This window comes from Staphylococcus sp. GDH8C109P (assembly GCF_017893405.1).
Classification (GTDB): domain Bacteria; phylum Bacillota; class Bacilli; order Staphylococcales; family Staphylococcaceae; genus Staphylococcus; species Staphylococcus cohnii.
In genome coordinates this window covers 537,119-562,391 of the sequence record NZ_JAESMX010000009.1, presented here as the reverse complement: position 1 = coordinate 562,391, position 25,273 = coordinate 537,119, and the positions used below count along the sequence as shown (strand labels likewise).

Sequence of the window (25,273 nt, the reverse complement as noted above, 5' to 3'; positions counted from 1 at the left end):
TTAATTATTTTTATATAAAGTTTGTACAATTGATTTCAGTATTTTGTCATCAGAAATATTTTGGTTAAAGACGAAAACAGCTTCCCTAACTAATCTAATAAATTCGATAGCAGTAGCCGGAGAATCTAATTGCTGAATTGCTTTATATAACCGAGATGCAGGGTATGAAGATTGCACAGGATCTATTTCCATAATCGTTCCGTCGATAGGCATGCGTGCATATTGGCCTACTTCTTGCCAATGTGGTGTCACATCAGCTGGTTTATAAATGCCATTTGCTGGGTCAATAGGTCCATCCCCCCAAGCTTCTAAAAGACCACCCATAATCATTTGAAAATTAAACAAATGACCGTATTGGACTAATAGTTTATTTAAAATTGGTTCGAAAGCCCAACAATGTGAACACATAGGATCAGTTACATAAAATAAAGTTAAATTAGGACTTTGGTTATTTAAGTTAATGTCTTCTACTTCTTTTTCTTCATTCGGTTTACAAACACCCGAATAAATATCACATACCATATTTTTTTCCATAATTGTACCTCCGTAGTTTAATTAAATTGATATACTCTTATGATAAGTAGTAATATGAATAATAAGTACCAACAAATTGTAGAAAATGTTGAATATTCAACATTTAGTATTTAATGTTGGGAGAAAATGAGGGAGTCGAATGGTACAATCAAAATCAGACTTGCGCGTCATTAAAACGAGAAAATCAATTATGCAAGCTTTTATCCAATTATCTAGTGATAAAGATTTTAAAAGTATAACTGTGAAAGATATTACACAAGAGGCACTTATTAATAGAGCTACGTTCTATTATCATTTTAGTGATATCTATGATTTGTTAGAAAAAGCGCTTGCTGAAGAACTATTAATTAATTTAAATTATGAATATTTTAAAGATAATCCATTGAATGAAAGCACAATTGTCGATATCTTTAAAGTAGTGGCAGAGTTTCAATTGTCTTTAAATAGAAGATGTCATAGAAGTTATCCAGAGACTATAGATCATATTGTTCAAGAACATATTGCAAATGTATTGTATAAATTGTTGGCTGATATTGATTTTGAAGATGATAGTACGCGACAATTGGCTGCAAACATGATAAGTGCAAGTATCTATAAAGCAGCTGAAACATGGTATCAAAAGAATAATGAAATGTTACCTGAAGATTATATTAAAAGCATCACGCCTTACATGATTTCTGGTTTGGTAGCGCGTGACTAAGATAAATATGAAAAGGGGGCGTTAAAATGAGTATTATTATCATTATATTGCAAATCATTTTGGGAATATTTTTTATCATGACAGGATCTAAAATTTTATCTGGTGCAATGAAACAAGATTTTGCACGTCTTGGCTACCCACCTATTTTTAATCAAATTACAGGAATTTTTGAATTTGTAGGTGGCCTGGGCATGTTGATAGGTGTGTTGTATAACGTGATTGCATTATTATCGAGTATATTATTAGGCGCAACGATGTTTGTGGGTGCAATTTCATTGATTTTCTTAGGCAAAGACCCAATTAAAAAAGCGATTCCAGCTATTGTACTCTTTTTATTGAACTTTATAGTATTCATTTATTATATTTAAAATAATGGTTAATTTTAATATCCCCATATAAACGACAGGTTGAATTGTTTGTATGGGGATATTATTATGTGTAAATTATGCTAAACCTTGAATTCTTAAAACAATTTCTGCTACAAGGGCAGAACCTACGTATGTACTGAGTAAGATTACGATACCGACGACAATTGTTTTCCAACCTAACTTGGCAAAATCGGCCCACGAATTTCCTATAGAAACGCCTGCATATGCAACAACTGGTGTAGCTAATGACAACAGGTCTACTTTTTCAGTCCATTCAACGATGTGTGATGATCCAGGTATGCCAGGTATTGTAATGATGAGCCCGATTATACCAATATAAGCAATACTAGGTATGTTTAGTGGAACAATATCACGTAAGATTAAACCTATTAATGCAATCCCCATTAACGTAAGGATGCCAGGTAAAGCTACTACAGGCATTACACTATAACCAATCCAATTACTAAAGAGTGAAATAATGCCTACTACACATAATGTGAGTATCCAATTTGTAACTTTCGAATTCATGATCATTGCTCCTTATCTTTTGTGAATTTTGATTTGATATGCATAATAAAGCTGTAGTATTTTCGAGTTAATGGCAGAGCGATTAATATCCCCACATAAAGTCCTGTGACAGATGTAAGTAAATTACTCACACCAGAAAATGCTGTAATTGTACTAGCTTGGTCGGGGTACATTTCAACTAAAGGGCCTAGTGCAGCAGCAGTCATAACACCACTTCCTACGCCTGTCGCCATTGCAAATGCTAATGGGCTAAATGGCAAAACAGAGATTAGAATGCCAGAGAAAATACTAAAAAATATTGCCCCAAATATTGTTCCAAATATATACATAGACATGACGCCTCGCCATTCAGGAGAAGTGATACCATATTTTTCAGTGATAAGTGCTAAATTCGGTTCTCTTCCTATTGAATGTGTCATGCCTATAGATTCTCGGCGTAAACCTAAAAGTATAGCCAACGGTAATGAAATAATAATAGTAGCTAAATTACCGGCTTCTTGAAGTATTAAAGCGGGTCCAGCAGCAATGATTTTAGGAAGTGCAGGTCCTGCCTCTACCCCGAATTTTGCTATGAGTAAAGCTACAGAAATAAAGACCATTAGTTCAGAGTTCTTAGCTTGTCTTTTACTGATAATAGGTGTGAAATATACGCCCAAACCGAGTAATACTGCATAAACTACTGGTAATAAAAGGATTGATGTTATGCCTAATGGTATTTTATGTGCGCCGATTACTTCAGAAATGATCATAATGATTAAAACAATGCCATGTAATCTCCAATCTTTCCAAAGAATGTTTTGTTGTTTCATAACAATCCTCCTAACAAAAAATCTGAAAATTCAAAATAATAATAAAGCCTATTTTATACTTACTAATTCAAAATTAAAAGGGGGTTAAGGATAATATTATTAATTATTAATAAAAGGGATATGTAAAAATCATAAAAAGTGTATAATGTAATTGATTTGTTGAAAAGTGTGTAAAGTATGAGACGAGCGTATAAGCAACTTATTTTAGGTATGTTGTGTTTGTTTATTGTTATGGCAATTGGACGTTTTGCATATACCCCCATTATGCCTTTTATGCAGCTTAATAGCAGTATGGATAATCCAAGTGCTGGTATGTTAGCTACATATAATTACTTAGGATATCTTATTGGAGCAATGATTCCAATTTGGATTGTTGTATTTAATAAGGTAGTAGATCTAAAAATATATTTAATGATCAATATTATTTCAACACTATTCATGGGTGTTTTTGATAGTTATATCTCATGGGCAATTTTTAGATTTGTTGCTGGTGTTTCTAGTGGTACTGTTTTTGTATTGGCATCAAATGTTGCGTTAGAAGCATTAAAAATGGTTCGGAAAGAACGCATTTCTGGTCTGTTATATAGTGGTGTAGGGTTAGGTATTTTTGCAAGTAGTATCTTTATTTTTTTATTCACATCAGTGAATACATGGAAAACGACATGGGTTTTGCTCGGTATTTTTTCATTAATCATGGCGATTTTTATTATATTTGGTATGCGTGAAAATGATGTTGCTGAATACGAAAGTCATAAAACAAACGAAAATCAATCTAATGCATCAAGTAAATTGAAGAAAAAATTTATTTGGGGCTTTTCCATTGCGTATTTTTGTGAAGGGGCCGGATATATTATTACTGGCACTTTTTTGGTTGCCATTGTTAAATCGATACCCTCACTATCAGACTATGCGGCATTAAGTTGGATGTTTGTGGGGTTAGGTGCGATACCATCGACCATTCTTTGGTCTATGTTGGCTGATGTTTTAGGTCATGGTAAGGCAACGTATTTAGCCTTTATTTTACAAATAATAAGTGTTACTTTACCGATATTCTCAGAAAGTATGTTGAGTTTAATATTAAGTTCATTATTATTTGGTTCAACATTTTTAGGACTTACTACATTATTTATGTCCAAAGCACAAGCTTTAATGTATCAGAATAATAGTAAATTGAACTTAGTTGCGATATTGACAGTCATATATAGTTTGGGACAAATGATTGCGCCGGCATTATCTGGGTTATTAATTGGAAACGAAGGGAACTTCAATGCAGCATTGATTTTTGCCGCTGTTATTTTATATGTAGGTTTATTTAGTAGTATGTATAGTTACCAGACTAGGAATTAAATGTAATTTCTTATAACTTTGATGGTTTTGCTAAAAGTATGAAGAAAGAATAGTATAGATTATTTCCATGCGTATACCTTGAACTGATTTCTAAGTCATTCAAGCGAACAATAGATTTTTTAGTGACTGTGTGACGTTTCAATTATTTAAGTAATAAGTCTTAGTTTGGAGTTACTTTTTGGAGTGTTTTAATCTTTTTGTATAAGTCTAATTTTTGTGGTAATATCGTCATGAATAAAAATTCGAGATAATAATAGATAAGAAGGTTAAAAAATATATGAAAGATAATTTTTGGCGTGAATTACCGCGTCCATTTTTTGTTTTGGCGCCTATGGAAGACGTAACAGATGTAGTCTTTCGTCATGTAGTCAGTGAAGCGGGAAGACCCGATGTCTTTTTCACTGAGTTTACAAATACGGAAAGTTTTTGTCACCCTGAAGGTGTACACAGTGTCCGTGGCCGTTTAACGTTTACAGAAGACGAACAACCCATCGTTGCACACATTTGGGGAGACAAACCTGAACATTTTCGTGAAATGAGTATTGGTATGGCAGAGATGGGTTTTAAAGGTATTGATTTGAATATGGGTTGTCCAGTAGCGAATGTTGCAACAAAAGGTAAGGGTTCAGGTTTAATACTACGCCCTGAAACAGCAGCTGAAATTATTCAAGCTTCTAAAGCAGGAGGACTACCTGTAAGTGTTAAAACGCGGTTAGGTTATTCTGAAATTGATGAGTGGAGAGAATGGTTAAAACATGTTTTTAAACAGGATATTGCGAATCTGTCCATCCACCTTCGTACACGTAGAGAGATGAGCAAGGTAGACGCACACTGGGAATTAATCGGTGAAATAAAGGAATTGCGTGATGAAATTGCACCAGACACATTATTAACGATAAATGGTGACATTCCGGATAGAAAAACAGGACTTGAACTGGCAGAAAAGTATGGTATTGATGGTATTATGATTGGGCGAGGAATTTTCCATAATCCTTATGCCTTTGAAAAAGAACCAAGAGAACATACGAGTGCAGAACTTTTAGACTTGTTAAGACTCCATCTTGATTTGTTCGACAAATATTCACAAGAAGAAACACGCTTGTTTAAACCGTTGCGCAGATTCTTTAAAATTTATGTACGCGGTATCAGAGGTGCAAGTGAGTTAAGACATCAACTGATGAGCACAAATACGACTGACGAAGCACGTGAACTATTAGATGAATTTGAATCTAATATGGAAACAACAATACAATAGTAAAAGTTTGAATATATCAAAAGGCTTGAAAATCTAAAATTTTAGATTTTCAAGCCTATTTTTGCTTAATGGTAAGCGAAATAACGAATGCAATAATCATAAAACTAGTAATCATTAAAACGACACCTGGCCATTGAATGTAGTTATAAAACACACCGGCTAAAGTCCCGCCTACAGAAGACCCCATATAATAAAATAATAAGTAGAGGCTAGAAGCCTGTGCTTTATGATCTTCCGCACGACTAGTCACTACTGCACTTGCGATTGCATGACCACTAAAAAAAGCATAAACACTAAAGGCTAAACCAATAATTTTGAATGTTAGCGGTGGTAATAATGTGATGTTAATACCGAAAATCAACAATAAAACACTGAATTTTAAAGCGTTTAAAGTACCTAATTTCGTACGTAATTTTGCATTGAGTATTGAGGAAATCATACCTATTAAAAACAATAAATAAATAAAACTAATGATACTATCATGTAAATTATATGGCTTTTCTGATAACACGAAACCAATATAGTTAAAGGCTGCGATGTTACAACCAAGTAGCAGAAAGCCAATCATAAAAGGTTTGAGTAATCGGATATTTGTTAGATGTTTATAATAGCTAATTAATAATGCTTTGACAGAAAAACGCTGCTTTTCAAAATGTTTAGATGATGGTAATAAAAATGTAAATAAAATGGCTGCAATGACACTGATTATACCTATGCAAATTAGACCAGTTTGGTATCCATAGATACTTGAAATAAAGCCGGTGAATATTCTTCCAAACGCACCACCAAAAGCATTTCCACTAATATAAATGCCCATCGCTTCAGGTAAATTGTGCGAAGAAATTTCCTCGCCGATATATGCCATTGCGATTGATGGTAAACCAGCTAAACATATGCCTTGTATCAATCGCACAATTAAAAAGGTATTAAAATCTGTTAAAAATGGCTGGATTAAGGCGAGCAAGGATACAGAAAGAACGGAAAAAATCATTATAGGTTTACGGCCTAACACTTCAGATATGGCTCCGAAAAATAGCATGGCAAAGGCAAGTGTTAAAGTTGATGATGATAAAGCTAAACTTGCCTTTGTTTCGCTCACATTAAAAGATTTTGTAAAATGAGGGATTAATGGTTGAACACTATAAAGTATTGAAAATATAGTGAATCCAGAAATAAAAAGAGCTATGATGATTTTTATATAAGCTCTCGATCCTTTTTCTACATAGCTATTATTTAAATTGCCCAATGGTAAGCCCCCACTTATTATTTGATGTGTTTATGGTAACATGTAATTAATAATATAAAAAATATATGATTTTTAATTTGGCGTATACTCATATCATAAAATTAGTTTTATGAAACACTATCTTTTTAAATAACTTAAAGGTTTGTTACAAATTGAGAGGATAATATATGTATAAAGTATTTTTAAATTAGATTAAAAAGGACTGTAGAAATAATTATTTCTACGGTCCTTTTTGTGTTATATATGCATTTTCTAAAAATAAAACATTAATAAAGTTTTAAATTAACATAAATTTCAAAAAAACGATTGATTTTAACTAAAAATGTTATAAGATTATGTAGTATGGTTTAAAAAAATTTTAAAGTTGAACGAAATTCAAATTAACTGTAAATGTAAAATAAGGAAGTGGTAAAATGAAAAAAATATTGTTTTTTGCTGTTTTAATAATATGTATCTTAGCTGGTTGTAATACGGAAGATAAGGAAACAAAATCTGACAGAAAAGAAGATAATAAGTCAAAAGCTACGAGTACTATGAAGAATTTTAAAATTGGACAAGTAGTGGACGCTGATGGAGTAGATGTGAAATTAGCAAAAGTGGAATATGTAAATAATTATGATGAATATAGTGAACCTGAAAATGGCAGAGTTATCAAAGTATATTTGAAATTTAAAAATAATAATGAAGATCAAGTATTAGTTGATTCGACTGATTTTAGCATGAAAGTAAACGGTGAAAATTATCAAGAATGGTATGGGGATAGTGAAGGAGACTCAGGGTTTTCACATCAATTGAACAAAGGAAATACTGGATCAGGTATGATTACTTATGACGTTCCTGAAAGTGATACATATACTTTAGAAATGGACGCCACGCCAAATTTTGAAAATATTAAAGCAAAATGGAACATAAAGAAAGAAGATATTAAGGAAATGAGTAATCAACAAACTAATAATTCTGTATCAGAAAGTAATGATAATGAAAGTACAAGTGAAACAGAGGATGCTGAAAAAACTGATACCGAAAAAGAAGATAATGAAAGCGATGAAATAACATATCCAGCAGAAATGTATAATACATTAGTTGATGAATATAATGAACTCACGGATGGTGAAAAAATGGATCATGTTGATCATGAGGTGTTAGAGATAGAATATGATCAATTAGAAGCACGTGTCGATGAGTTATACAATAAAAAGATGGAAGAAGAAGATCAAGCATTTGAAGAAGAAATGAAAAAGCAAGATGAAGCATACGAAAAAGAAATGGATGAGATAGATAAAGAATATGAAGAAGAAATGGATGAAATTGATAAAGAGTATGAAGAAAATATAAAACAAAGCGAAGAAGATGAAACTGCTGAAGATGAAGCAGCGTAGTAAAAAGAAAAGGAGTAATTTATATGAATGAGTATATTGGAAAAAAACAAACAAATAGAGTAGCAGAAATGATTTTAGGAATATTAGGAAGTATCTTTGGTATTATAGGTGGCTTATTCGCTATAATGGTCGACGGTATTGGTAAAGAATTTGGAGCAACAGATAGTGGCAGTATAACTGGATTAGGCATAGCTGTTATAATAACATGTATAATAACACTAGTTCTTAGTTGTATTATAAACAAAAAAAGAATCTTAATAGGAATATTATTAATCATAGGTGGTATTTTAAATATAATTTTTATAAGCTTTTTTGGTATTTTATCAGGTATATTAATATTAGTAGCCGGTATATTAGCATTAATAAGAAAGTAATACAGTAGACAAGCAAATAGTATTAAAACATCCGAAACATAGATAATGATGTTTCGGTTTTTTGTATCAAACTAATGTTAATTAGATAATTATTAACCATGTATATAAATGTATTTAAAAACGTATTTATTCGATTATTAACTATGTAATAGAATAAGGAAAGTTTTTTAGAAAATGAAATATCATAATACGCTTTTTTTTTTGAAATTTTGAAGGTGCATTCGTAATACATATTAGGAATTTTCAAAAAATTTACGTTACATCTCAAACAAATTACTAACAAATTAAAAAACAGTTTCTGCTATTCTCTTTATACAGTTTCTCTGATACTATTATGTATGTAAAAATTTTGGGAGGACTTATTAATTATGAAAAAAATGGTTACAGCAACAATTGCTACGTTATCTTTAGGTGCAATTGGTGTCGCACAAGGAGAAGCACACGCTTCAGAAAACAATCAATCAAATACACAGTATACAAGCAATCACGCGAATAGTGATATTTTTAATTATGGTTATATTGATCAAGATGATAATGGGAACTATCATCACACGTTAGATGGAAACTGGGATCAATCTATGTTTGATCAACAACAATATTATTTCTATTTAATAGATAGTGAAGGGAATTATCATTACTATTATTTCCCAATGAACAATCAAAGTGCTAACACTTCAAGCGTTGATAATGTAAATACTTCAGATGATAATAACTACACTGATGACCAAAGTCATGAAGAAGTACAATCAGAAGGTTATGACATCAACCAACCATCAGAAAACAGTGATGTTGATAATAATGCAACAACAAACCAAAGCACTGAATCTGAACAAACGACACAAAGTAATTCTAATAACGTAAATAATGCGGCAAATAATGTAGAAAATAATACACAAAATAACGCATCAACAAATAACAATTATGAAACGAATTACACACAAAATAATGGTACTAATGATGTACAACAAAACGCTACATCAAGTAATGATACAACACCACAACAACAAGCTGCACCACAACAAAACAATACACAATCAGAAGTAGCATCAAACAGTAGTAATAATAGTGCGCATTCATCAAATTGGTTAACTAAAAACCGTCAATTACAACCTTATGGTAGCTACCATGGCGGTGGTGCACACTATGGCGTTGACTATGCTATGGATGAAAATACACCTGTTTATTCACTAGCAGATGGTACGGTAATTCAAAGTGGTTGGAGTAATTATGGTGGTGGTAACCAAGTTACAATCCAAGAGAAAAACAGTGATAACTATCAATGGTATATGCATATGAATTCTTTAAATGTTAAGTCTGGCCAACAAGTTAAAGAAGGACAACAAATTGGTTTATCAGGAAGCACAGGAAACTCTACTGCACCTCATTTACATTTCCAACGTATGTCAGGTGGCGTAGGTAACGGATATTCTGTTGATCCAACTTCATATGTAAATTCAAAATCATAATATACGACACATATTGGTCGCCCTTGAAATCCTTTTAAGGATGTAGAAGGCGACTTTTTTGTTTAATTTCAACTGTAAAATATGATTTTTGGTCGATAATAACTTAGATAATTTGAATTATGGTTCATGACATATCATAATTACACTAAAATCACATTGAAAGGGAAGATGATATGTTTACAGTTTATGCTCATAGAGGATTATCAAGTAAAGCTCCCGAAAATACGTTGGCAGCATTTGAAGCAGCAGCAAATGTGACTGGATTAGAATGGATTGAGCTTGATGTTGCAATTACAAAGGATGAACAGCTTGTCATAATTCATGACGATTTTTTAGATCGAACAACAAATATGATAGGTGAAATTACACAATTAAATTATGATGCAATCAAAGATGTATCTGCTGGTAATTGGTTTAATGCAAAATATGCAGCAGAAAAATTACCGACTTTTGATGATGTGATTGCATTTGCTAATAAATATAAAATGAATTTAAATATAGAATTAAAAGGTGTAACTGGTGGAAATGGCAGTGCTTTATCAGAAAGTATGGTTAAACAAGTTGCAGAAAAATTAAAAGCATTAAATTCAGACTCGGACGTTTTATTATCTAGTTTTAATATTGTTTTATTGAAATTATCACAGCAATTAATGCCACAATATAAGCGGGCAGTTCTTTTTAAAGCAGCAGCTTTTACAGGTGATTGGAGAACACTTTTAGATTATTGTGGATCAACGATTGTCAATATAGAAGATGCGAAACTAAGTCAAGCACGCGTGCGTTCAATTAAAAATGCTGGTTATGAATTAAATGTATGGACTGTGAATAGTAAAATGAGAGCGAATCAGTTGTCAAATTGGGGCGTAGACGGCGTCTTTACAGATAAAGCAGATGAGTTAGTCCATTTAAATAGTGGGTTTAGTGCTTATTAAGTTAATATCATTATCGTATATAAAACGGGGCTATCTAAACGTATTGTAGTTTAGTAGCTCCGCTTTTATTTAGATATAGAAAAAGCAACAGTTTTTAAAATACCGCTATACTGTTCATTATTTTTTATAATTAGCAATTGTTCAAAAATGATATAAAGTTATAAAAATTTAAAATGTCCTTTGCTTTAATTATACTATGAGAATTTCAGATATTATAGTCTATATTTCCAAATAGATATTGCATATAATAATTTAACAATTTAATGATTATGAGGGGGCTACACGATGAACAGTACAAAAGCACAGTTTGGGCAAAATTTATATTTACATGGGACGAAAGCTAAATTGGAGATTGGTGATTTATTATATCCTTTGTATAAATCTAATTATCAAGACCGAATTATGAACCATATATATTTCACAGGTACATTAGAAGCAGCAAAATGGGGAGCTGAACTTGCAGTTACTTTGTCTAAAGATACAGCAGAAGAGCATATTTATGTTGTTGAACCATTAGGAGAGTTCGAAGACGATCCGAATGTCACAGATAAAAAATTTCCTGGCAATCCAACGCTTTCTTATCGTTCTAGTGAACCACTAAAAATTGTCGCGGAATTAAGCACATGGGAAAGACATTCAGATATCGAAATTAATCAAATGCTCAGAGGCATAAAGCAATTGCGAGACAAAGGATTAGACGTTATTGAAGATTAATATACTGATATGAATGAGACATTCAACCTATGCGTACCGATTGAATCAATGTATAGATAAAGGCATAGTAAATTAAATCAAATGAAAAAAGATTATGAAATAATAATCTTTTTTTACACATAAATAGAATGGACATAGTATAGTAATCATATAACTATATAATATAAAAGGATTAAAAATTATGTTTTATAAATTGATAAAAGTATTACCAACAGCTATTTGTGGATTAGCATTAGGTATCGCTTCGCTTAGTAATTTGTTGTTTAATATGACTTGGCATGGTTTAGCGGTATTGTTTTTTATATTGAGCTGTACCATTTTATTGTTATTTATACAAAAATGCATATTGTATCCCAATACAGTACGGAATGAATTGAGCGATCGTAATATCTGTGCTACTTTCCCAACTTTTCCAATGGCTCTAATGACAATCATTTACATCATAAAACATCACTTAAATGTCAATATCGGTATACTAATATGGTTATGGTGGTTAACGATTATCATCCAATTCATTATTATCGCAGGTTTCATTTATTATCATCTAATATTACATAACAAAGGTATTGTTTTGCCGCATACGAGTTGGTTTGTAACATTTGTTGGAATAGGTGTAATATCTGAAACTGCAAAAGAATTTAATCCAGTTTTAGGAGAATTCACGGTATATATAGCAACTTTTTGCTTTATAATATTAATAGCAATTATTTTAATCAAAAAAACTTGGCGCTTATATAACGAAAACCAATTTCCAATGGCAGTCATCATAGCGGCTCCAGCAGCACTTTGTTTTAATGGCTATTTAATTAGTGCAAAATTTGATAACTTCATATTGATGATAGCTGGCTTTATCATATCCCAATTACTCTTTGTAGTTTCATTAACGTTTATTCCTAAGTTAATGGCGATCAATTTTAAATTTTCATTTGCTGCTTTAACGTTTCCATGGGTAACAACAGCGACTGCTTATTTTAATTTTATGTATCATATGCGCTTTCCGAGCCCATTACAAACTTTATTACAATTCATGTTGATATGTGAAATTATTTTTGTGTCGTTAGCTGTGGTATATGTCATATTGGGTTATATTGTTTTTTTGAGAAAAAGAATCAACAGTAAAGTGATTTAAGATAAAGGAGTGGTTGTAATGACTTATAATTTTAATGAAGTTGTTAATAGAAAACAGACGAGATCAGTTAAATGGGATACGATGGAGGATGTGTATCATATTGATGATGCTTCAGACATACTGCCAATGTGGATTGCAGACATGGATTTTAAGGCACCTCAACCAGTGATTGATGCATTGAAAAATTGTGTCGATCACGGTGTGTTTGGCTATTCTTATTTAGATGAACACTGTAAAAATGCAATTCAATCTTGGTTTAACAAACGTCATGAGTGGCATATTGGAAAAGATTGGATTCTTGCGCATTCTGGCGTAGTTCCTGCGATAGCATCAATTATTGAGACATTTACGACTCCAAAAGACAGTGTTTTAATCACACCTCCAGTTTACCCACCTTTTTCTAATTTACCTTTAGGTATGAATCGACAATTAATTACGTGTGCTTTGATAGAAGATGAGAGAAATTACTCAATTGATTTTGAAGACTTTGAAGAAAAGTTGAAGCAAGGCGTAAAAATGTTTATCTTATGTAATCCGCATAATCCAGGCGGGATTGTTTGGTCTAAAGGCACTTTAAAAAAAGTGATTGAACTTTGTGTTAAATATGACGTGTTAATATTATCAGATGAAATCCATGCCGATTTGGTATTTCAAGGGTATCAACATATCCCTCTTGATAAATTAGCGTCTGATAAAGAAGCGCAAAAAATCATTACATGTACTGCACCTACAAAAACATTTAATCTAGCAGGTATTCATGCTGCTTTGATTATTTCGCCTAATAAAGATGTTAGACAAGCATTAGAGGCAAATTTTACGGCACATGGTTTAGGTGTTAACCGTATTAGTCCATTTGGAGCAGCTGCACTAGAATCTGCTTACAACCATGGAGAAGATTGGCTTAATGAGCTCATAGATATTGTTTCTTCAAATATGGATTATGTTATTTCAGAAATTACCAAAGCTATACCACAAATAAAGATTAAAAAACCTCAAGCAACCTATTTGTTATGGATTGATTATAGAGAAACTGGCTTGACTGAAGAAGAAATAATGACAAAATTACTAGAAAAAGGTAAAGTCGCACTTGAACCTGGGACAAAGTATGGCGAAGAAGGCAGAGGTTTTTTAAGAATGAATGTGGCTTGTGCACCTCAAACTGCTAGAGACGGCGTTGAACGTTTTATTAAAGCATTGAAATAAATTTACCACCCAAAATTTTAAGACATATTTAAAAAGGATTGTGACTTATGGAAATAAAAAATAATGACTATGAAAATTTGCTATTTTACTTCGCATATAAAACATTTATTACGACAGCGGATGAAATCATTAAAGATTATGGTTTGAATCGCCAACACCATAGATTTTTATTTTTTATTGAAAAAGTCCCTGGTATCTCGATAAAAGATTTATTGAAAAATCTAGAAATTTCAAAACAAGGTAGTCATGCAACATTAAAAAAACTAAGAGATGAGGCATTCATTGTAGAAAAACAAGCACCAGAGGACAAGCGTATTAAAACGTTGTATCCAACAGAAAAAGGCCGAAACTTAGTTCGTAAATTAAATAAAGCACAAAATGATATGTTTAAAGAAATTCAAGATAAAGTTGGCAATGATTGGTATGCAATTATGGAAGAATTTGCTTCATATAGAGAAGGATTTCAATCAGTAAAATATTTGAAAGGTGACCAAGAATAATTTTTAAGTATTTTTGTCAATAGCATAGCGAAGTTATATCTGCTGAATACAATTTTTTATATCAGAGGCTTGTTTTCTAAATTTTAGAAAGTAAGTCTCTTTATTTTATTTTGAGTTAAAAATAAGTCAACAAACTTGACCTAATTTATTTAACAAGTTATATTTAATGTGTAATGAAAATGGAACACATTAAAGGAGAAATGATGTATGCAAAAAAGAGTAGGACAATATTTGATGGATGCAATTCGCTCAGTTGGTGTTGATAAAGTATTTGGTGTGCCTGGTGATTTTAACCTTACATTTTTAGATGATATTATCAATCGAGATGATATGGAATGGATTGGTAACACAAATGAACTTAACGCTAGTTATGCAGCAGACGGCTATGCAAGAATCAGAGGCATTAGTGCAATGGTAACAACATTTGGTGTGGGAGAGCTAAGTGCGGTTAATGGAATAGCAGGTGCCTATGCAGAACGTGTACCAGTCATAGCAATCACAGGAGCACCAACTCGTGAAGTTGAACGTGCTGGTAAATATGTTCACCATTCATTAGGTGAAGGCACATTTGATGATTATCGAAAAATGTATGAACCTATCACAACAGCGCAAGGATATATCACCCCAGAAAATGCACAAATTGAAATTCCAAGATTAATCAATGCAGCAATTAATGAAAAACGTCCCGTGCATATACATTTACCTATCGATGTAGCTGCTGTAAATATTGAAGTACAAACGCCATATCAATATACGGCACCAGTCAAACAAGATGTTGACAGTTATATAGACATCATAGAAAACAAACTGAAAAATGCGAAGCAGCCTTTAATTATAGCTGGACATGAAATCAATAGTTTTGCGTTGCATGATAAACTAGAACAATTTGTTAACCAAACACATATACCAGTTGCTCAATTGTCCTTAGGTAAAGGGGCTTTCAATGAAGAGAATCAATATTATATGGGTATTTATGATGGAAAAATCGCAGACGAACAAATTAAAGATTATGTAGATCATAGTGATGTAATTTTGAATATCGGTGCAAAACTTACGGATTCTGCTACAGCTGGATTTTCTTATAAATTTAATTTAGAAAATGTAATCATGATTAATCATCATCATTTCAAAGTTGATGAATTACGCGACGAAGAAGTAAGACTTGCAGATTTATTAGATAGTTTATTGGAAATTGATTATACGGCTGACGTAAGCTATCCACGTTATCAAGTAACCAACGAAACGGTTGAATTGAGTGATGAACCATTAAAACAGTCAACATATTTCAAATTAATGCAACAATTTATTCAACCCAAGGACGTTATACTTGCTGAACAAGGAACATCATTCTTTGGTGCTTATGATTTACTTTTTTCTAAAGATAATACATTTATAGGACAACCATTATGGGGCTCAATCGGTTATACGTTACCTGCGACTTTAGGAACACAAATTGCTGACAAACAACGTAGAAATGTGCTATTGATTGGTGATGGCTCACTACAGTTAACTGTTCAAGCATTATCAACAATCATACGTGAGGATTTAAAGCCAGTTATTTTTGTAATAAATAACGATGGTTATACAGTGGAACGTAAAATTCATGGTGAAAGCGCACCATACAACGATATCAAAATGTGGGACTACAAGCAGTTACCGTTCGTGTTTGGTATGAAAGAAACGGAAGTTAAGATACATGATGTTACAACAAGTAATGCGTTAGCAACCGCATTAAATGACATCAATCAAACACCTAACATGATGCATTTTGTAGAAGTGCACATGGATGTACATGATGCGCCAGAAAAATTAGATGCTATTGGCAAAGCTTTTGCCCAACAAAACGGGTGATAATTGGAAATTTTTTAAAAATAGCACATATTCGTTTACAATTGATTTGTGAAGTTAGGTTAACTATAGGCTTAAATAAAGTTATTATCAATAACACCAAAACAAAGGAGAGATTGTCATGACAGTAAATATAAAAGATTATGTTGATGAGAATTATGGATTGTTAATTGATGGTGAATTTGTAAAAAGTAATAGTGGAGAAACATTAGAAGTTGTTAATCCAGCTACAGGGGAGATACTATCAAATATTTCCAAAGCTGACGAAAAGGATATCGACAAAGCTGTATCATCTGCCCAAAACGCCTTTGAATCATGGAGTTTAACTTCTAAAACAGAGCGTGCGAATTTATTAAGAAAAATCAGTGAAAAATTGATGGCAAATAAAGATAAACTTGCAACAGTGGAAACCTTGAATAATGGTAAACCGATTCGTGAAACGTCAACAATTGATATACCATACGCTGCAAGACATTTTAACTATTTTGCAAGTGTTATTGAAACACACGAAGGTTCGGTTAATGATATTGATAAAGATACTATGAGTATCGTACGCCATGAACCTATTGGCGTTGTAGGCGCTGTAGTAGCTTGGAATTTCCCAATGCTCTTAGCAGCATGGAAAATTGCACCAGCTATTGCGGCAGGAAATACAATTGTTATTCAACCATCTTCTTCAACGCCTTTAAGTTTATTAGAAGCAGGAAAGATCTTCCAAGAAGTATTGCCACAAGGTGTGGTTAATATTGTAACTGGTAAAGGTTCAGAATCAGGTAACGCTATTTTTAATCATGATGGTGTAGATAAGTTATCATTTACAGGGTCAACAGATGTCGGCTATCAAGTTGCCGAAGCAGGTGCAAAACGTATTGTCCCTGCCACATTAGAACTTGGTGGTAAAAGTGCTAATATTATTTTGGATGATGCAAATTTAGATTTAGCTATTGAAGGTATCCAACTCGGTATATTATTTAATCAAGGTGAAGTATGTAGTGCAGGCTCACGTTTATTGGTTCAAGAAGGTATATACGACACGTTACTTCCTAGATTAAAAGAGGCATTTTCAAATATTAAGGTTGGTGATCCATTAGATGAAGATACTCAAATGGGCAGCCAAACGAGTGATGAACAGATGAATAAAATATTGTCTTATATCGATTATGCTGAACAATCAAATGCTGAGGTGTTAACTGGAGGCAAACGTATTGTTGAAAATGGATTAGATAAAGGACACTTTATAGAACCAACGCTGATTGCAGTTAGTGATAATCAAGATAAATTAGCGCAAGAAGAAATCTTTGGTCCTGTTTTAACAGTAATTAAAGTAAAAGACGACCAAGAAGCGATTAAAATTGCTAATGATTCTGACTATGGTTTAGCAGGTGGGGTATTCTCACAAGATATTACTCGCGCATTGAATATTGCTAAAGCAGTTAGAACAGGCAGAATCTGGATAAATACGTATAACCAAGTGCCTGAAGGCTCACCATTTGGTGGTTACAAAAAATCAGGTATTGGTCGTGAAACGTATAAAGCAGCATTGAGTAACTATCAACAAGTTAAAAATATATTTATTGACACAAGTAATGAATTAAAAGGTTTATATTAAACTTTTTTCTATAAGTTTTGTGAAAATGATAAAAAAAGCAGCCTCGAAAATTAGAACATTAATTTTCGAGGCTGCTTTTTTAAAAAATGTTTAACAAAGCGTGATTAAAACAAATATCAAAGCGTATTTTAGTGTATTTTGTGACTCGTTATTAAGTATTGAATTTGTTGAATACATGTATGATGATTTTCATCGTGTGTGCTTTTTAGAATCATAATTTTTATATAACGGAAGTATTATGTCTCATTTTTATAATCTACTTCTTTATAATTTACTTCATCATAATTTGTTTCAAGTTTACGCAATTCATCTCGAGTTTCTTTCTTTAATCCTTCACCATAATCCATCATTTTCACAATATCTTTAAAAGCAGCATAAGGGATAGCTAATTCATCTATATCTTCTAGAGTTACATGCAAATCAATGTCATCTGGTCTTTGTGCTTTTAATTTAGTGACAAAGTCTGGTTCAGTGACGAATGGTGATGACATCCCCACCATATCCGCATTCTGTAAGGCATCCAATGCACTATCAGGAGAATTGATACCTCCACTAGCAATGAGTGGAATGCGTCCGTTGAGATATTTATAAACGACCGCATTGACGTATTCTCCGTTATATTTTCCTTCAGAACGTACTTTATTTTGATAAATTTGACGTCCCCAACTTGCAATCGCTAAATATTGAATATTAGCAGTTTCTAGCACCCAGTCTAAGTGACGGTTAAACTCATCAACAGTGTAACCTACATCACTACCACGTGTTTCTTCGGGTGTAGCACGATAACCTAAAATAAACTGTGGAGATGCTTCTCGATCAATAATATTTTGAACAGCTTTTAAAATCTCTAATTCAAAGCGTGATCTATTCTCTAAATTTTGGCTACCATATTCATCGGTCCTTAAATTAGAGAAAGTCGAGAAAAAAGTTTGGATTAATAAACGTTGTGCAGCTGAAATTTCAACACCATCAAACCCTGCTTTAATTGCACGTGATGTTGCATCTGCATATTGTTGTATAACGGATTTGATTTTGTCTGTAGTCATAGATAAAACTTCATGCTTAATTGGAGAATTTAAGGTCATTGCACTTGGACCATATACTTGACCAAAGTTTAAAATAGCTTGATTTGAAAAACGACCAGCATGCGTAAGTTGTAGTATTGCTTTGCTTCCATCTTGTTTCATAGCATTAGCTAAAGTTGTTAAGCCTGGAATACAACTATCATCAGTAATGCTAAAACCATATTCAAATAACTGACCATAAGGTTCAATATAAGCAGCGCCAGTAACTTGAAGTGGTGCTGAATGTGCACGACGTCGTGCATAGTTAATATCTGCTTCTGTGATGTGTCCGTCTTGTGTAGAAGAATTAGTTGTCATTGGAGATAAAACAAAACGGTTGTTTAAGACAATACCATTTGGCAATGTTAGTGGCTTTAATAATGCATTGTAATTCATATTCATAATTATAACCTCTATCTTCGTTGTTATTAATAATTTTAAAGTAACACTTAAATATAAAAGGGTCAAAACGATTGAAAGTAGAAAATTTTTAAGCAAAATCTAACAAAAATTCTTTATATCCGTTATCCTATAAGGTGTAGACAATTTAAAGTGGACGCATGTTGTATTAAGTAGAGTGTATAGTGATGTTACGTTGCATTTATCTTAACTGAAAGTCATAAGATACTCAAATATACTTGCTTTAAGAACAATCGTTAACAAAGCGTATTGTATAATGTATGATTGGTGGAGGTGGTAATTCACGTGGTTCAATTTAATGTGTTAGATTATGCTGTGATTGATGAAGGCAAATCTGCCGAAGAAGCTTTACAAGATACTGTTCGATTAGCACAGTTAGCTGACAAACTCGGCTATAAACGTTTTTGGTTAACAGAACATCATAATGTACCAGCATTTGCATGTAGTAGTCCCGAGTTATTAATGATGCAAATTTTAAATAAAACAAAGCACATTTCTCTGGGGTCAGGTGGGGTGATGTTACCTCATTACAGTCCATATAAAGTTGCTGAAAACTTCCGTATGTTAGAAGCACTTCATCCTGGACGCGTCGATTTAGGTATAGGGAATAATGCAGGTACTGCGCAAGTGAAATCGGCGATGAATGAAACAAAATCACACTTTTTAGACTACGGGCAGTCTATTGAAGATGTGAGACATTATTTAACAGAGCAACAGACGCAGCAACGACATCATCGCGTTGTAGCACAACCAAGTACGAAATTCATGCCCAGCATGTGGTTGCTGAGCACCAGTGTAGCATCAGCTAAAAAGGCGGGTGCACAAGGTATGGGTTATACATTAGGTACTTTTCTATTACCTAATGCTAATGCAATAGCTAAAGCAAAAGATAGTGTGAAGATGTATAGAGACGCATTTCAACCATCGTCATTAAATATGGCGCCATCTGTGATGATTACTGTCTTTATTGCATTAGCTGATACAGTAGAAGAAGCGGAAACTTTGGGTCAAAGTTTAGATATATGGTTATTAGGCAAGGAACAGTTTGCTGAATTTGAACGCATGCCCTCGCCTGAAACTGCACAATCTTATCATTGTACAGAGAAAGATGAGCGACAAATAGCTCAAAGTCGTGCACGCATTATTGTGGGCACCAAAGAAAGTGCGAAGCCACAAATAGATCGTATGATACAAGATTTTAATGCAGATGAAATCATGGTGGTGCCTTTGATACCAAGTATTGAAGCACGTTGTCGAGCTATTGAATTGCTTGCAGAAATATATTTATAAATTATTTATGAAGGGAAGTATATATTATGAAAAAATTAGCGAATTATTTATGGGTAGAAAAAGTAGGAGCACAATATGTTTATAGTATGACGCCAGAGTTACAAGACGATATAGGTACAGTTGGTTACGTAGAATTTATAGGTAACGATGAAGTGAAAGTAGATGATGAAATAGTAAGTATTGAGGCTTCTAAAACAGTGTTAGATGTTCAATCTCCATTAGCTGGTACGATTGTAGAACGAAATACAAAAGCAGAAGGTGAACCAACAATTTTGAATTCAGAAAAACCAGAAGAGAACTGGTTAGTGAAATTAGAAAATGTTGATGAAGCAGCATTTAACGCGCTACCAGAGGCATAATATATGCAACAACAAGAGCGCTTATCTTATTTAATTGAATATTTATGGCGTGAAGCACATGGTGAAACAACTTTAAATTTACCGGAAGATGAAACATCACGTTGGGAAATGTATAGAGGGCTTACCAATGTAAGATTACCTCGACCTATTGCTGACACATATTTAGATGTACAAGATGCATTTTTACAAACGATGAATCGTCAACATGTTACTCATATTGATACATTGTCGCCAATGATTGGTGACAATGTATTTTTATGGCAAGGAGATATTACTCAACTCAAAGTAGATGGAATAGTGAATGCAGCAAACAGTCAATTATTAGGTTGTTTTGAAGCTAATCATAATTGTATTGATAACATCATTCATACTAAAGCTGGGGTACAGTTACGTTTGGCATGTCATGAAATTATGGAAGCACAAGGGAAAAAAGAAGGTATAGGAAAAGCTAAAATAACATCAGCATATAATTTGCCAGCCCAATATGTAATTCATACAGTAGGGCCACAAGTTCGCAAATTACCTGTATCTGATATGAATAAAGATTTGTTGGCACGCGCATATCGAAGTTGTTTAGAAATTGCAAAACAACATTCGCTAAAAAGTATAGCGTTTTGCTGTATTTCTACAGGTGTGTTTGGTTTCCCTCAAGCAGAAGCTGCAAAGATAGCCATTAACACTGTATTGGATTATAAACAAGAGCATCATATGGATGATACGAAGATTATTTTTAACGTGTTCACTGATACAGATGCACAATTATATAAGGAGGAGCTAAAACGTTATGACTGAAACAACATGGCGTGTTATGTCAACAACTCAAAGTAGTCAATCTCAATCTGATGTATTAGCACAAGCTATAGATGAAGCAGATGCAATAGTTGTAGGAATAGGGGCAGGTATGTCTGCATCAGATGGGTTTACGTATATAGGAAAAAGATTTACCCAAAATTTTCCGGACTTTATAGAAAAATATGGATTTTTTGATATGTTACAAGCAAGTCTTCATACATTTGAAAGTTGGCAAGAATATTGGGCATTTCAAAGTAGATTTGTTGCATTGAATTATTTGAATCAACCAGTAGGTGCATCCTATGTTGCGCTAAAAGAAATGCTAGAAAACAAAGCGCATCATATTATTACCACTAACGCAGATAATGCGTTTGCAGTTGCTGGTTATGATTTGGACAAAGTATTTCATATTCAAGGAGAATATATTCTATGGCAGTGTAGCCAACATTGTCATCCACAAACCTATAGAGACGATGAAGCAATCCGTCGAATGATTCAAGAGCAATCAAATATGGAAGTGCCGCGTGAACTTGTACCACATTGTCCTAAGTGTGATGCACCTATGGAAATTAATAAGCGAAAAGCACAAGTCGGTATGGTAGAAGATGCAGATTTTGAGGCACAATTATCTCGTTACAATCAGTTTCTTGAAAATCATAAGGAAGGAAAAGTCCTATATTTAGAAATTGGTATTGGTTATACTACACCTCAGTTTGTGAAACATCCTTTTCAACGTATGACGAGACAGAACCCTGATGCATTATTTATGACATTAAATAAAAAAGCATATCGGATTCCTCAAAATATACGTGAAAGAACAATACATTTAACAGACGATATTTCGACATTAGTTTTAGAAGCAAATAATAAATTAGCAAAGTAGGAGAAAACTATGTATTTAATTGAACCGATTCGAAATGGTGAATATATAACAGACGGTGCAGTTAATACTGCAATGCAAGTCTATGTAAGTCAAAATATTTTTTTAGATGATGATATTTTATTACCTTATTATTGCGATCCAAAAGTAGAAATAGGTCGTTTTCAAAATACAGCAGTAGAGATTAATCAAGATTATATAGATGAACATGATATACAAGTGATGCGTCGTGAAACAGGAGGTGGCGCAGTTTATGTTGATCGTGGTGCTGTAAATATGTGCTGTCTTTTACAAAATGATAATTCGATATATGGTGATTTTCAAAAATTTTATGAACCAGCAATTAAGGCGTTACATAACTTAGGTGCTACTGAAGTCGTTCAAAGTGGGCGTAATGATTTAGAGATTAATGGAAAGAAAATTTCTGGCGCTGCAATGACTTTGATCAATGGACGTATCTATGGTGGTTACTCACTTTTATTAGATGTTGACTATGAAGCAATGATTAAAGTGTTGAAACCGAACCGTAAAAAAATTGAATCTAAAGGCATTAAATCTGTTAGGTCGAGAGTTGGAAGCATTCGCGACAATTTAGCAAATAAATATCAAAATATTACTATACATGAGTTTAAAGACTTAATGATTAAACAATTATTGGGATTAGATGATATTAATGACGTTAAACGTTATGAACTAAGTGAAGCAGACTGGCATGCAATAGATGAAATGGTGGCAAAAAAATACAAGAATTGGGAATGGAACTATGGACGTTCTCCACGTTATGAATATAATAGAGATGCAAAATTAGCGGCAGGTACTATTGATATCACACTAGCCGTTGAAAAAGGTCGTATTGTTGCATGTCGTATTTATGGTGATTTTTTCGGACAAGGTGAGATTAAAGAAGTTGAACAGCAACTGATTGGTGTTCGAGTTGTTAAAACAGATTTGCTGGATGCATTAAGAGAAATGGATATTCCTTACTATTTCGGTAAAACGTCAGCAGAAGAACTCGTTGATTTGATTTTAAGTTAATGGCAAAAGTGAACATCTGCTAAAATCAATGTAGTGGTAAATGATTTGTACACATTTATTTCTTGGGAAATAGTGCAAAGCCAGGTATTAAAGTGACATTAACTAAACATTTAAAGTTGTCCCGAAATATTTAAATATAATTACATACAGATGATAAAATAAACAAACAAACTGTGATGTATTATGCATTATAAGACTGGACAGATAAATATCACAGATTTTATGATCGTAATGAATGGTTTGATTTTTGATTCGAAAAAGTTGTAGCTAATTCAATATGGACAATAAATTTTTATGATAAAAAAGGGGAAATTTATGAATATAGGTATAGTTGGAGCCGGAAAAATTGTAAAAGAAGCATTGCCAGTGATGTCAGAGGTACCTGGAATTCAGATACAAAGCATAGTGACTACTGGACGTAATCCTGAGAATGTAGCTCAATTGCAAAAGCAATTTGATATTAAACAAGTCTATGAAGATTATCAAGCGTTTATAGAAGATGAAAAGATAGATACTGTTTATTTGGCCGTTCCCAATCATCTGCACTTTGAATACGCTCGTAAAGCAATAGCGCAAAATAAACATGTGATTTGTGAAAAACCATTTACATTAACTGCAGATGAGCTCATCACACTAAAAGGTTTAGCCGAGAAACAAAATGTGATTATAATTGAAGCTATTACAAATTTGTATTTAAGTAATTATGACGTACTAAAGCAAAGCATACCAGAAATTGGGAATTGCAAAATTGCTCAGTTTAACTATTCTCAGTATTCTTCAAGATTTGATGATTTTAAAAATGACATTATTCAACCAGCATTTGACCCGAGCAAGGGTGGAGGCGCATTAATGGATATAAATGTTTACAATGTCCATTTAGCAGTAGGTTTATTTGGTAAACCTAATAAAGTGACATACTTTGCAAATATTGAAAAAAATATCGATACTTCTGGTATTTTACAATTAGAATATGAAGATATGAAAGTGGTTTGCATCGGTGCTAAAGACTCTAGTTCTGATAATCAATCTTATATTCAAGGAGACAAAGCTACAATTAATCTTAAAGGTCCTACAAATGAATTGAATGCATTCGAATTAAAATATCACACTGGTGGTACACAGTATTATCAAGTTAATGCACACAAGCATCGAATGTATGAAGAATTTATAAAAATCGAAAAAGTAATTCGGGAACATAATACTATATTTGCAACAAGACAGTTAGAACACAGTATTCATGTACTAGATGTGTTAGAGCAAGCATTAACGAGTGCACACTTAAGCATAGGACCTTCAATTAAATAAAATTTGAGCACAGTTGAATTCATAATATTAAAAATAATAGCTAAAAAGACAGAAATAAGTCATCAATACTTCAATTGATAATTGTTTCTGTCTTTTTTTATAAATAAAAGTTCGTAATTTACATTGTTTAAAATATTAAAATACTATAATATATGTAGTGTAATACTTATTTGTCATTGAAATGTTT

At 32.8% G+C, this 25,273-nt stretch carries 25 protein-coding genes; 20 read left to right on the top strand and 5 right to left on the bottom strand.

From position 1 onward, the window contains the following. A complete protein-coding gene (locus tag KA867_RS13385; RefSeq protein WP_245355907.1) occupies positions 1 to 534 on the bottom strand; it encodes a DsbA family protein in 534 nt (177 codons plus the stop codon). 139 nt (positions 535 to 673) lie between these two features. Between KA867_RS13385 and KA867_RS04470 the strand changes: the two genes are divergently transcribed. Then, positions 674 to 1,234, top strand: coding sequence for a TetR family transcriptional regulator (locus tag KA867_RS04470; protein ID WP_210137137.1), 561 nt, complete (start codon positions 674 to 676; stop codon positions 1,232 to 1,234). Between the two features lie 26 nt (positions 1,235 to 1,260). Further along, positions 1,261 to 1,602, top strand: a complete 342-nt coding sequence (locus KA867_RS04465) for a DoxX family protein (RefSeq protein ID WP_070658088.1) — start codon at positions 1,261 to 1,263, stop codon at positions 1,600 to 1,602. A gap of 75 nt (positions 1,603 to 1,677) precedes the next feature. On the opposite strand, the gene KA867_RS04460 is transcribed toward KA867_RS04465, so the two are convergent. Both KA867_RS04460 and KA867_RS04455 read right to left on the bottom strand, forming a co-directional pair. Next, on the bottom strand, positions 1,678 to 2,130 hold the full coding sequence (locus KA867_RS04460) for a hypothetical protein (protein WP_210137136.1): 453 nt from the start codon (positions 2,128 to 2,130) through the stop codon (positions 1,678 to 1,680). Between the two features lie 2 nt (positions 2,131 to 2,132). Further along, positions 2,133 to 2,939: a DUF3100 domain-containing protein gene (locus tag KA867_RS04455; protein ID WP_210137135.1), complete on the bottom strand. Its 807-nt coding sequence runs from the start codon at positions 2,937 to 2,939 to the stop codon at positions 2,133 to 2,135. Between the two features lie 177 nt (positions 2,940 to 3,116). Here KA867_RS04455 and KA867_RS04450 point away from each other — a divergent pair, with 177 nt between their 5' ends. Further along, on the top strand, positions 3,117 to 4,286 hold the full coding sequence (locus tag KA867_RS04450) for a YbfB/YjiJ family MFS transporter (RefSeq protein ID WP_210137134.1): 1,170 nt from the start codon (positions 3,117 to 3,119) through the stop codon (positions 4,284 to 4,286). A gap of 277 nt (positions 4,287 to 4,563) precedes the next feature. Beyond that, on the top strand, positions 4,564 to 5,541 hold the full coding sequence (locus KA867_RS04445) for a tRNA dihydrouridine synthase (protein WP_210137133.1): 978 nt from the start codon (positions 4,564 to 4,566) through the stop codon (positions 5,539 to 5,541). Positions 5,542 to 5,596: 55 nt separating this feature from the next. Here the strand turns inward: KA867_RS04445 and KA867_RS04440 are convergent, their stop codons facing one another. Then, on the bottom strand, positions 5,597 to 6,787 hold the full coding sequence (locus tag KA867_RS04440; RefSeq protein ID WP_210137132.1) for an MFS transporter: 1,191 nt from the start codon (positions 6,785 to 6,787) through the stop codon (positions 5,597 to 5,599). Positions 6,788 to 7,200: 413 nt separating this feature from the next. On the opposite strand from KA867_RS04440, the gene KA867_RS04435 reads away from it, so the two are divergent. From KA867_RS04435 to KA867_RS04390, 10 genes are all read left to right on the top strand, one after another. Beyond that, positions 7,201 to 8,166 (top strand): DUF4352 domain-containing protein, encoded by a 966-nt coding sequence (locus KA867_RS04435; protein WP_210137131.1) that lies wholly within the window; start codon positions 7,201 to 7,203, stop codon positions 8,164 to 8,166. A 23-nt stretch (positions 8,167 to 8,189) separates the two neighbouring features. Further along, the gene (locus tag KA867_RS04430) at positions 8,190 to 8,540 is read left to right on the top strand and encodes a DUF4064 domain-containing protein (protein ID WP_210137130.1); all 351 of its coding nucleotides are present in this window, start codon (positions 8,190 to 8,192) and stop codon (positions 8,538 to 8,540) included. A 368-nt stretch (positions 8,541 to 8,908) separates the two neighbouring features. Next, positions 8,909 to 10,006: a M23 family metallopeptidase gene (locus KA867_RS04425; RefSeq protein WP_210137129.1), complete on the top strand. Its 1,098-nt coding sequence runs from the start codon at positions 8,909 to 8,911 to the stop codon at positions 10,004 to 10,006. Positions 10,007 to 10,179: 173 nt separating this feature from the next. Beyond that, positions 10,180 to 10,938 (top strand): glycerophosphoryl diester phosphodiesterase, encoded by a 759-nt coding sequence (locus tag KA867_RS04420; protein ID WP_210137128.1) that lies wholly within the window; start codon positions 10,180 to 10,182, stop codon positions 10,936 to 10,938. A 285-nt stretch (positions 10,939 to 11,223) separates the two neighbouring features. After that, complete coding sequence (arr, locus tag KA867_RS04415; RefSeq protein ID WP_210137127.1) at positions 11,224 to 11,652, top strand: NAD(+)--rifampin ADP-ribosyltransferase; 429 nt, start codon at positions 11,224 to 11,226, stop codon at positions 11,650 to 11,652. 181 nt (positions 11,653 to 11,833) lie between these two features. After that, positions 11,834 to 12,781, top strand: coding sequence for an SLAC1 family transporter (locus KA867_RS04410; protein ID WP_210137126.1), 948 nt, complete (start codon positions 11,834 to 11,836; stop codon positions 12,779 to 12,781). Positions 12,782 to 12,799: 18 nt separating this feature from the next. Further along, positions 12,800 to 13,984 (top strand): MalY/PatB family protein, encoded by a 1,185-nt coding sequence (locus KA867_RS04405; RefSeq protein ID WP_210137125.1) that lies wholly within the window; start codon positions 12,800 to 12,802, stop codon positions 13,982 to 13,984. Positions 13,985 to 14,031: 47 nt separating this feature from the next. After that, positions 14,032 to 14,484 (top strand): MarR family winged helix-turn-helix transcriptional regulator, encoded by a 453-nt coding sequence (locus tag KA867_RS04400; RefSeq protein ID WP_210137124.1) that lies wholly within the window; start codon positions 14,032 to 14,034, stop codon positions 14,482 to 14,484. Positions 14,485 to 14,691: 207 nt separating this feature from the next. Then, complete coding sequence (locus KA867_RS04395) at positions 14,692 to 16,335, top strand: alpha-keto acid decarboxylase family protein (protein WP_210137123.1); 1,644 nt, start codon at positions 14,692 to 14,694, stop codon at positions 16,333 to 16,335. A gap of 118 nt (positions 16,336 to 16,453) precedes the next feature. Next, the gene (locus tag KA867_RS04390; protein ID WP_210137122.1) at positions 16,454 to 17,941 is read left to right on the top strand and encodes an aldehyde dehydrogenase family protein; all 1,488 of its coding nucleotides are present in this window, start codon (positions 16,454 to 16,456) and stop codon (positions 17,939 to 17,941) included. A gap of 236 nt (positions 17,942 to 18,177) precedes the next feature. Here KA867_RS04390 and KA867_RS04385 read toward each other — a convergent pair whose 3' ends face one another. Then, positions 18,178 to 19,407 carry an NADH-dependent flavin oxidoreductase gene (locus tag KA867_RS04385; RefSeq protein ID WP_210137121.1) on the bottom strand — a complete coding sequence of 410 codons (1,230 nt, stop codon included), beginning with the start codon at positions 19,405 to 19,407 and terminating at the stop codon, positions 18,178 to 18,180. Positions 19,408 to 19,710: 303 nt separating this feature from the next. Here KA867_RS04385 and KA867_RS04380 point away from each other — a divergent pair, with 303 nt between their 5' ends. The 6 genes from KA867_RS04380 to KA867_RS04355 all read left to right on the top strand — a co-directional run bounded on the left by KA867_RS04380 (position 19,711) and on the right by KA867_RS04355 (position 25,086). After that, a complete protein-coding gene (locus KA867_RS04380; RefSeq protein ID WP_210137120.1) occupies positions 19,711 to 20,715 on the top strand; it encodes an LLM class flavin-dependent oxidoreductase in 1,005 nt (334 codons plus the stop codon). Positions 20,716 to 20,741: 26 nt separating this feature from the next. Further along, positions 20,742 to 21,074 carry a glycine cleavage system H family protein gene (locus KA867_RS04375; protein WP_210137119.1) on the top strand — a complete coding sequence of 111 codons (333 nt, stop codon included), beginning with the start codon at positions 20,742 to 20,744 and terminating at the stop codon, positions 21,072 to 21,074. 3 nt (positions 21,075 to 21,077) lie between these two features. Next, positions 21,078 to 21,866: a protein-ADP-ribose hydrolase gene (locus KA867_RS04370; RefSeq protein ID WP_210137118.1), complete on the top strand. Its 789-nt coding sequence runs from the start codon at positions 21,078 to 21,080 to the stop codon at positions 21,864 to 21,866. Further along, positions 21,859 to 22,749, top strand: a complete 891-nt coding sequence (locus KA867_RS04365) for an SIR2 family NAD-dependent protein deacylase (protein ID WP_210137117.1) — start codon at positions 21,859 to 21,861, stop codon at positions 22,747 to 22,749. Before KA867_RS04370 ends, KA867_RS04365 begins: the two co-directional genes overlap by 8 nt. A 9-nt stretch (positions 22,750 to 22,758) precedes the next feature. After that, entirely contained in the window at positions 22,759 to 23,781 is a 1,023-nt protein-coding gene (gene lplA / locus KA867_RS04360; RefSeq protein ID WP_210137116.1) for a lipoate--protein ligase, read from the top strand. A 315-nt stretch (positions 23,782 to 24,096) separates the two neighbouring features. Then, on the top strand, positions 24,097 to 25,086 hold the full coding sequence (locus tag KA867_RS04355; protein WP_210137115.1) for a Gfo/Idh/MocA family protein: 990 nt from the start codon (positions 24,097 to 24,099) through the stop codon (positions 25,084 to 25,086). The last annotated feature ends 187 nt before the right edge of the window (positions 25,087 to 25,273 follow it).

Coding starts and splice junctions, on each gene's coding strand:
- KA867_RS04420 (WP_210137128.1), top strand. CDS start 10,180: ATGTTTACAGTTTATGCTCATAGAGGATTATCAAGTAAAGCTCCCGAA.
- KA867_RS04400 (WP_210137124.1), top strand. CDS start 14,032: ATGGAAATAAAAAATAATGACTATGAAAATTTGCTATTTTACTTCGCA.
- KA867_RS04370 (WP_210137118.1), top strand. CDS start 21,078: ATGCAACAACAAGAGCGCTTATCTTATTTAATTGAATATTTATGGCGT.
- KA867_RS04445 (WP_210137133.1), top strand. CDS start 4,564: ATGAAAGATAATTTTTGGCGTGAATTACCGCGTCCATTTTTTGTTTTG.
- KA867_RS04455 (WP_210137135.1), bottom strand. CDS start 2,939: ATGAAACAACAAAACATTCTTTGGAAAGATTGGAGATTACATGGCATT.
- KA867_RS04405 (WP_210137125.1), top strand. CDS start 12,800: ATGACTTATAATTTTAATGAAGTTGTTAATAGAAAACAGACGAGATCA.
- KA867_RS04385 (WP_210137121.1), bottom strand. CDS start 19,407: ATGAATATGAATTACAATGCATTATTAAAGCCACTAACATTGCCAAAT.
- KA867_RS04375 (WP_210137119.1), top strand. CDS start 20,742: ATGAAAAAATTAGCGAATTATTTATGGGTAGAAAAAGTAGGAGCACAA.
- arr (WP_210137127.1), top strand. CDS start 11,224: ATGAACAGTACAAAAGCACAGTTTGGGCAAAATTTATATTTACATGGG.
- KA867_RS04390 (WP_210137122.1), top strand. CDS start 16,454: ATGACAGTAAATATAAAAGATTATGTTGATGAGAATTATGGATTGTTA.
- KA867_RS04395 (WP_210137123.1), top strand. CDS start 14,692: ATGCAAAAAAGAGTAGGACAATATTTGATGGATGCAATTCGCTCAGTT.
- KA867_RS04435 (WP_210137131.1), top strand. CDS start 7,201: ATGAAAAAAATATTGTTTTTTGCTGTTTTAATAATATGTATCTTAGCT.
- KA867_RS04465 (WP_070658088.1), top strand. CDS start 1,261: ATGAGTATTATTATCATTATATTGCAAATCATTTTGGGAATATTTTTT.
- KA867_RS04425 (WP_210137129.1), top strand. CDS start 8,909: ATGAAAAAAATGGTTACAGCAACAATTGCTACGTTATCTTTAGGTGCA.
- KA867_RS04430 (WP_210137130.1), top strand. CDS start 8,190: ATGAATGAGTATATTGGAAAAAAACAAACAAATAGAGTAGCAGAAATG.
- KA867_RS04410 (WP_210137126.1), top strand. CDS start 11,834: ATGTTTTATAAATTGATAAAAGTATTACCAACAGCTATTTGTGGATTA.
- KA867_RS04450 (WP_210137134.1), top strand. CDS start 3,117: ATGAGACGAGCGTATAAGCAACTTATTTTAGGTATGTTGTGTTTGTTT.
- KA867_RS04470 (WP_210137137.1), top strand. CDS start 674: ATGGTACAATCAAAATCAGACTTGCGCGTCATTAAAACGAGAAAATCA.
- KA867_RS13385 (WP_245355907.1), bottom strand. CDS start 534: ATGGAAAAAAATATGGTATGTGATATTTATTCGGGTGTTTGTAAACCG.
- KA867_RS04365 (WP_210137117.1), top strand. CDS start 21,859: ATGACTGAAACAACATGGCGTGTTATGTCAACAACTCAAAGTAGTCAA.
- lplA (WP_210137116.1), top strand. CDS start 22,759: ATGTATTTAATTGAACCGATTCGAAATGGTGAATATATAACAGACGGT.
- KA867_RS04460 (WP_210137136.1), bottom strand. CDS start 2,130: ATGAATTCGAAAGTTACAAATTGGATACTCACATTATGTGTAGTAGGC.
- KA867_RS04355 (WP_210137115.1), top strand. CDS start 24,097: ATGAATATAGGTATAGTTGGAGCCGGAAAAATTGTAAAAGAAGCATTG.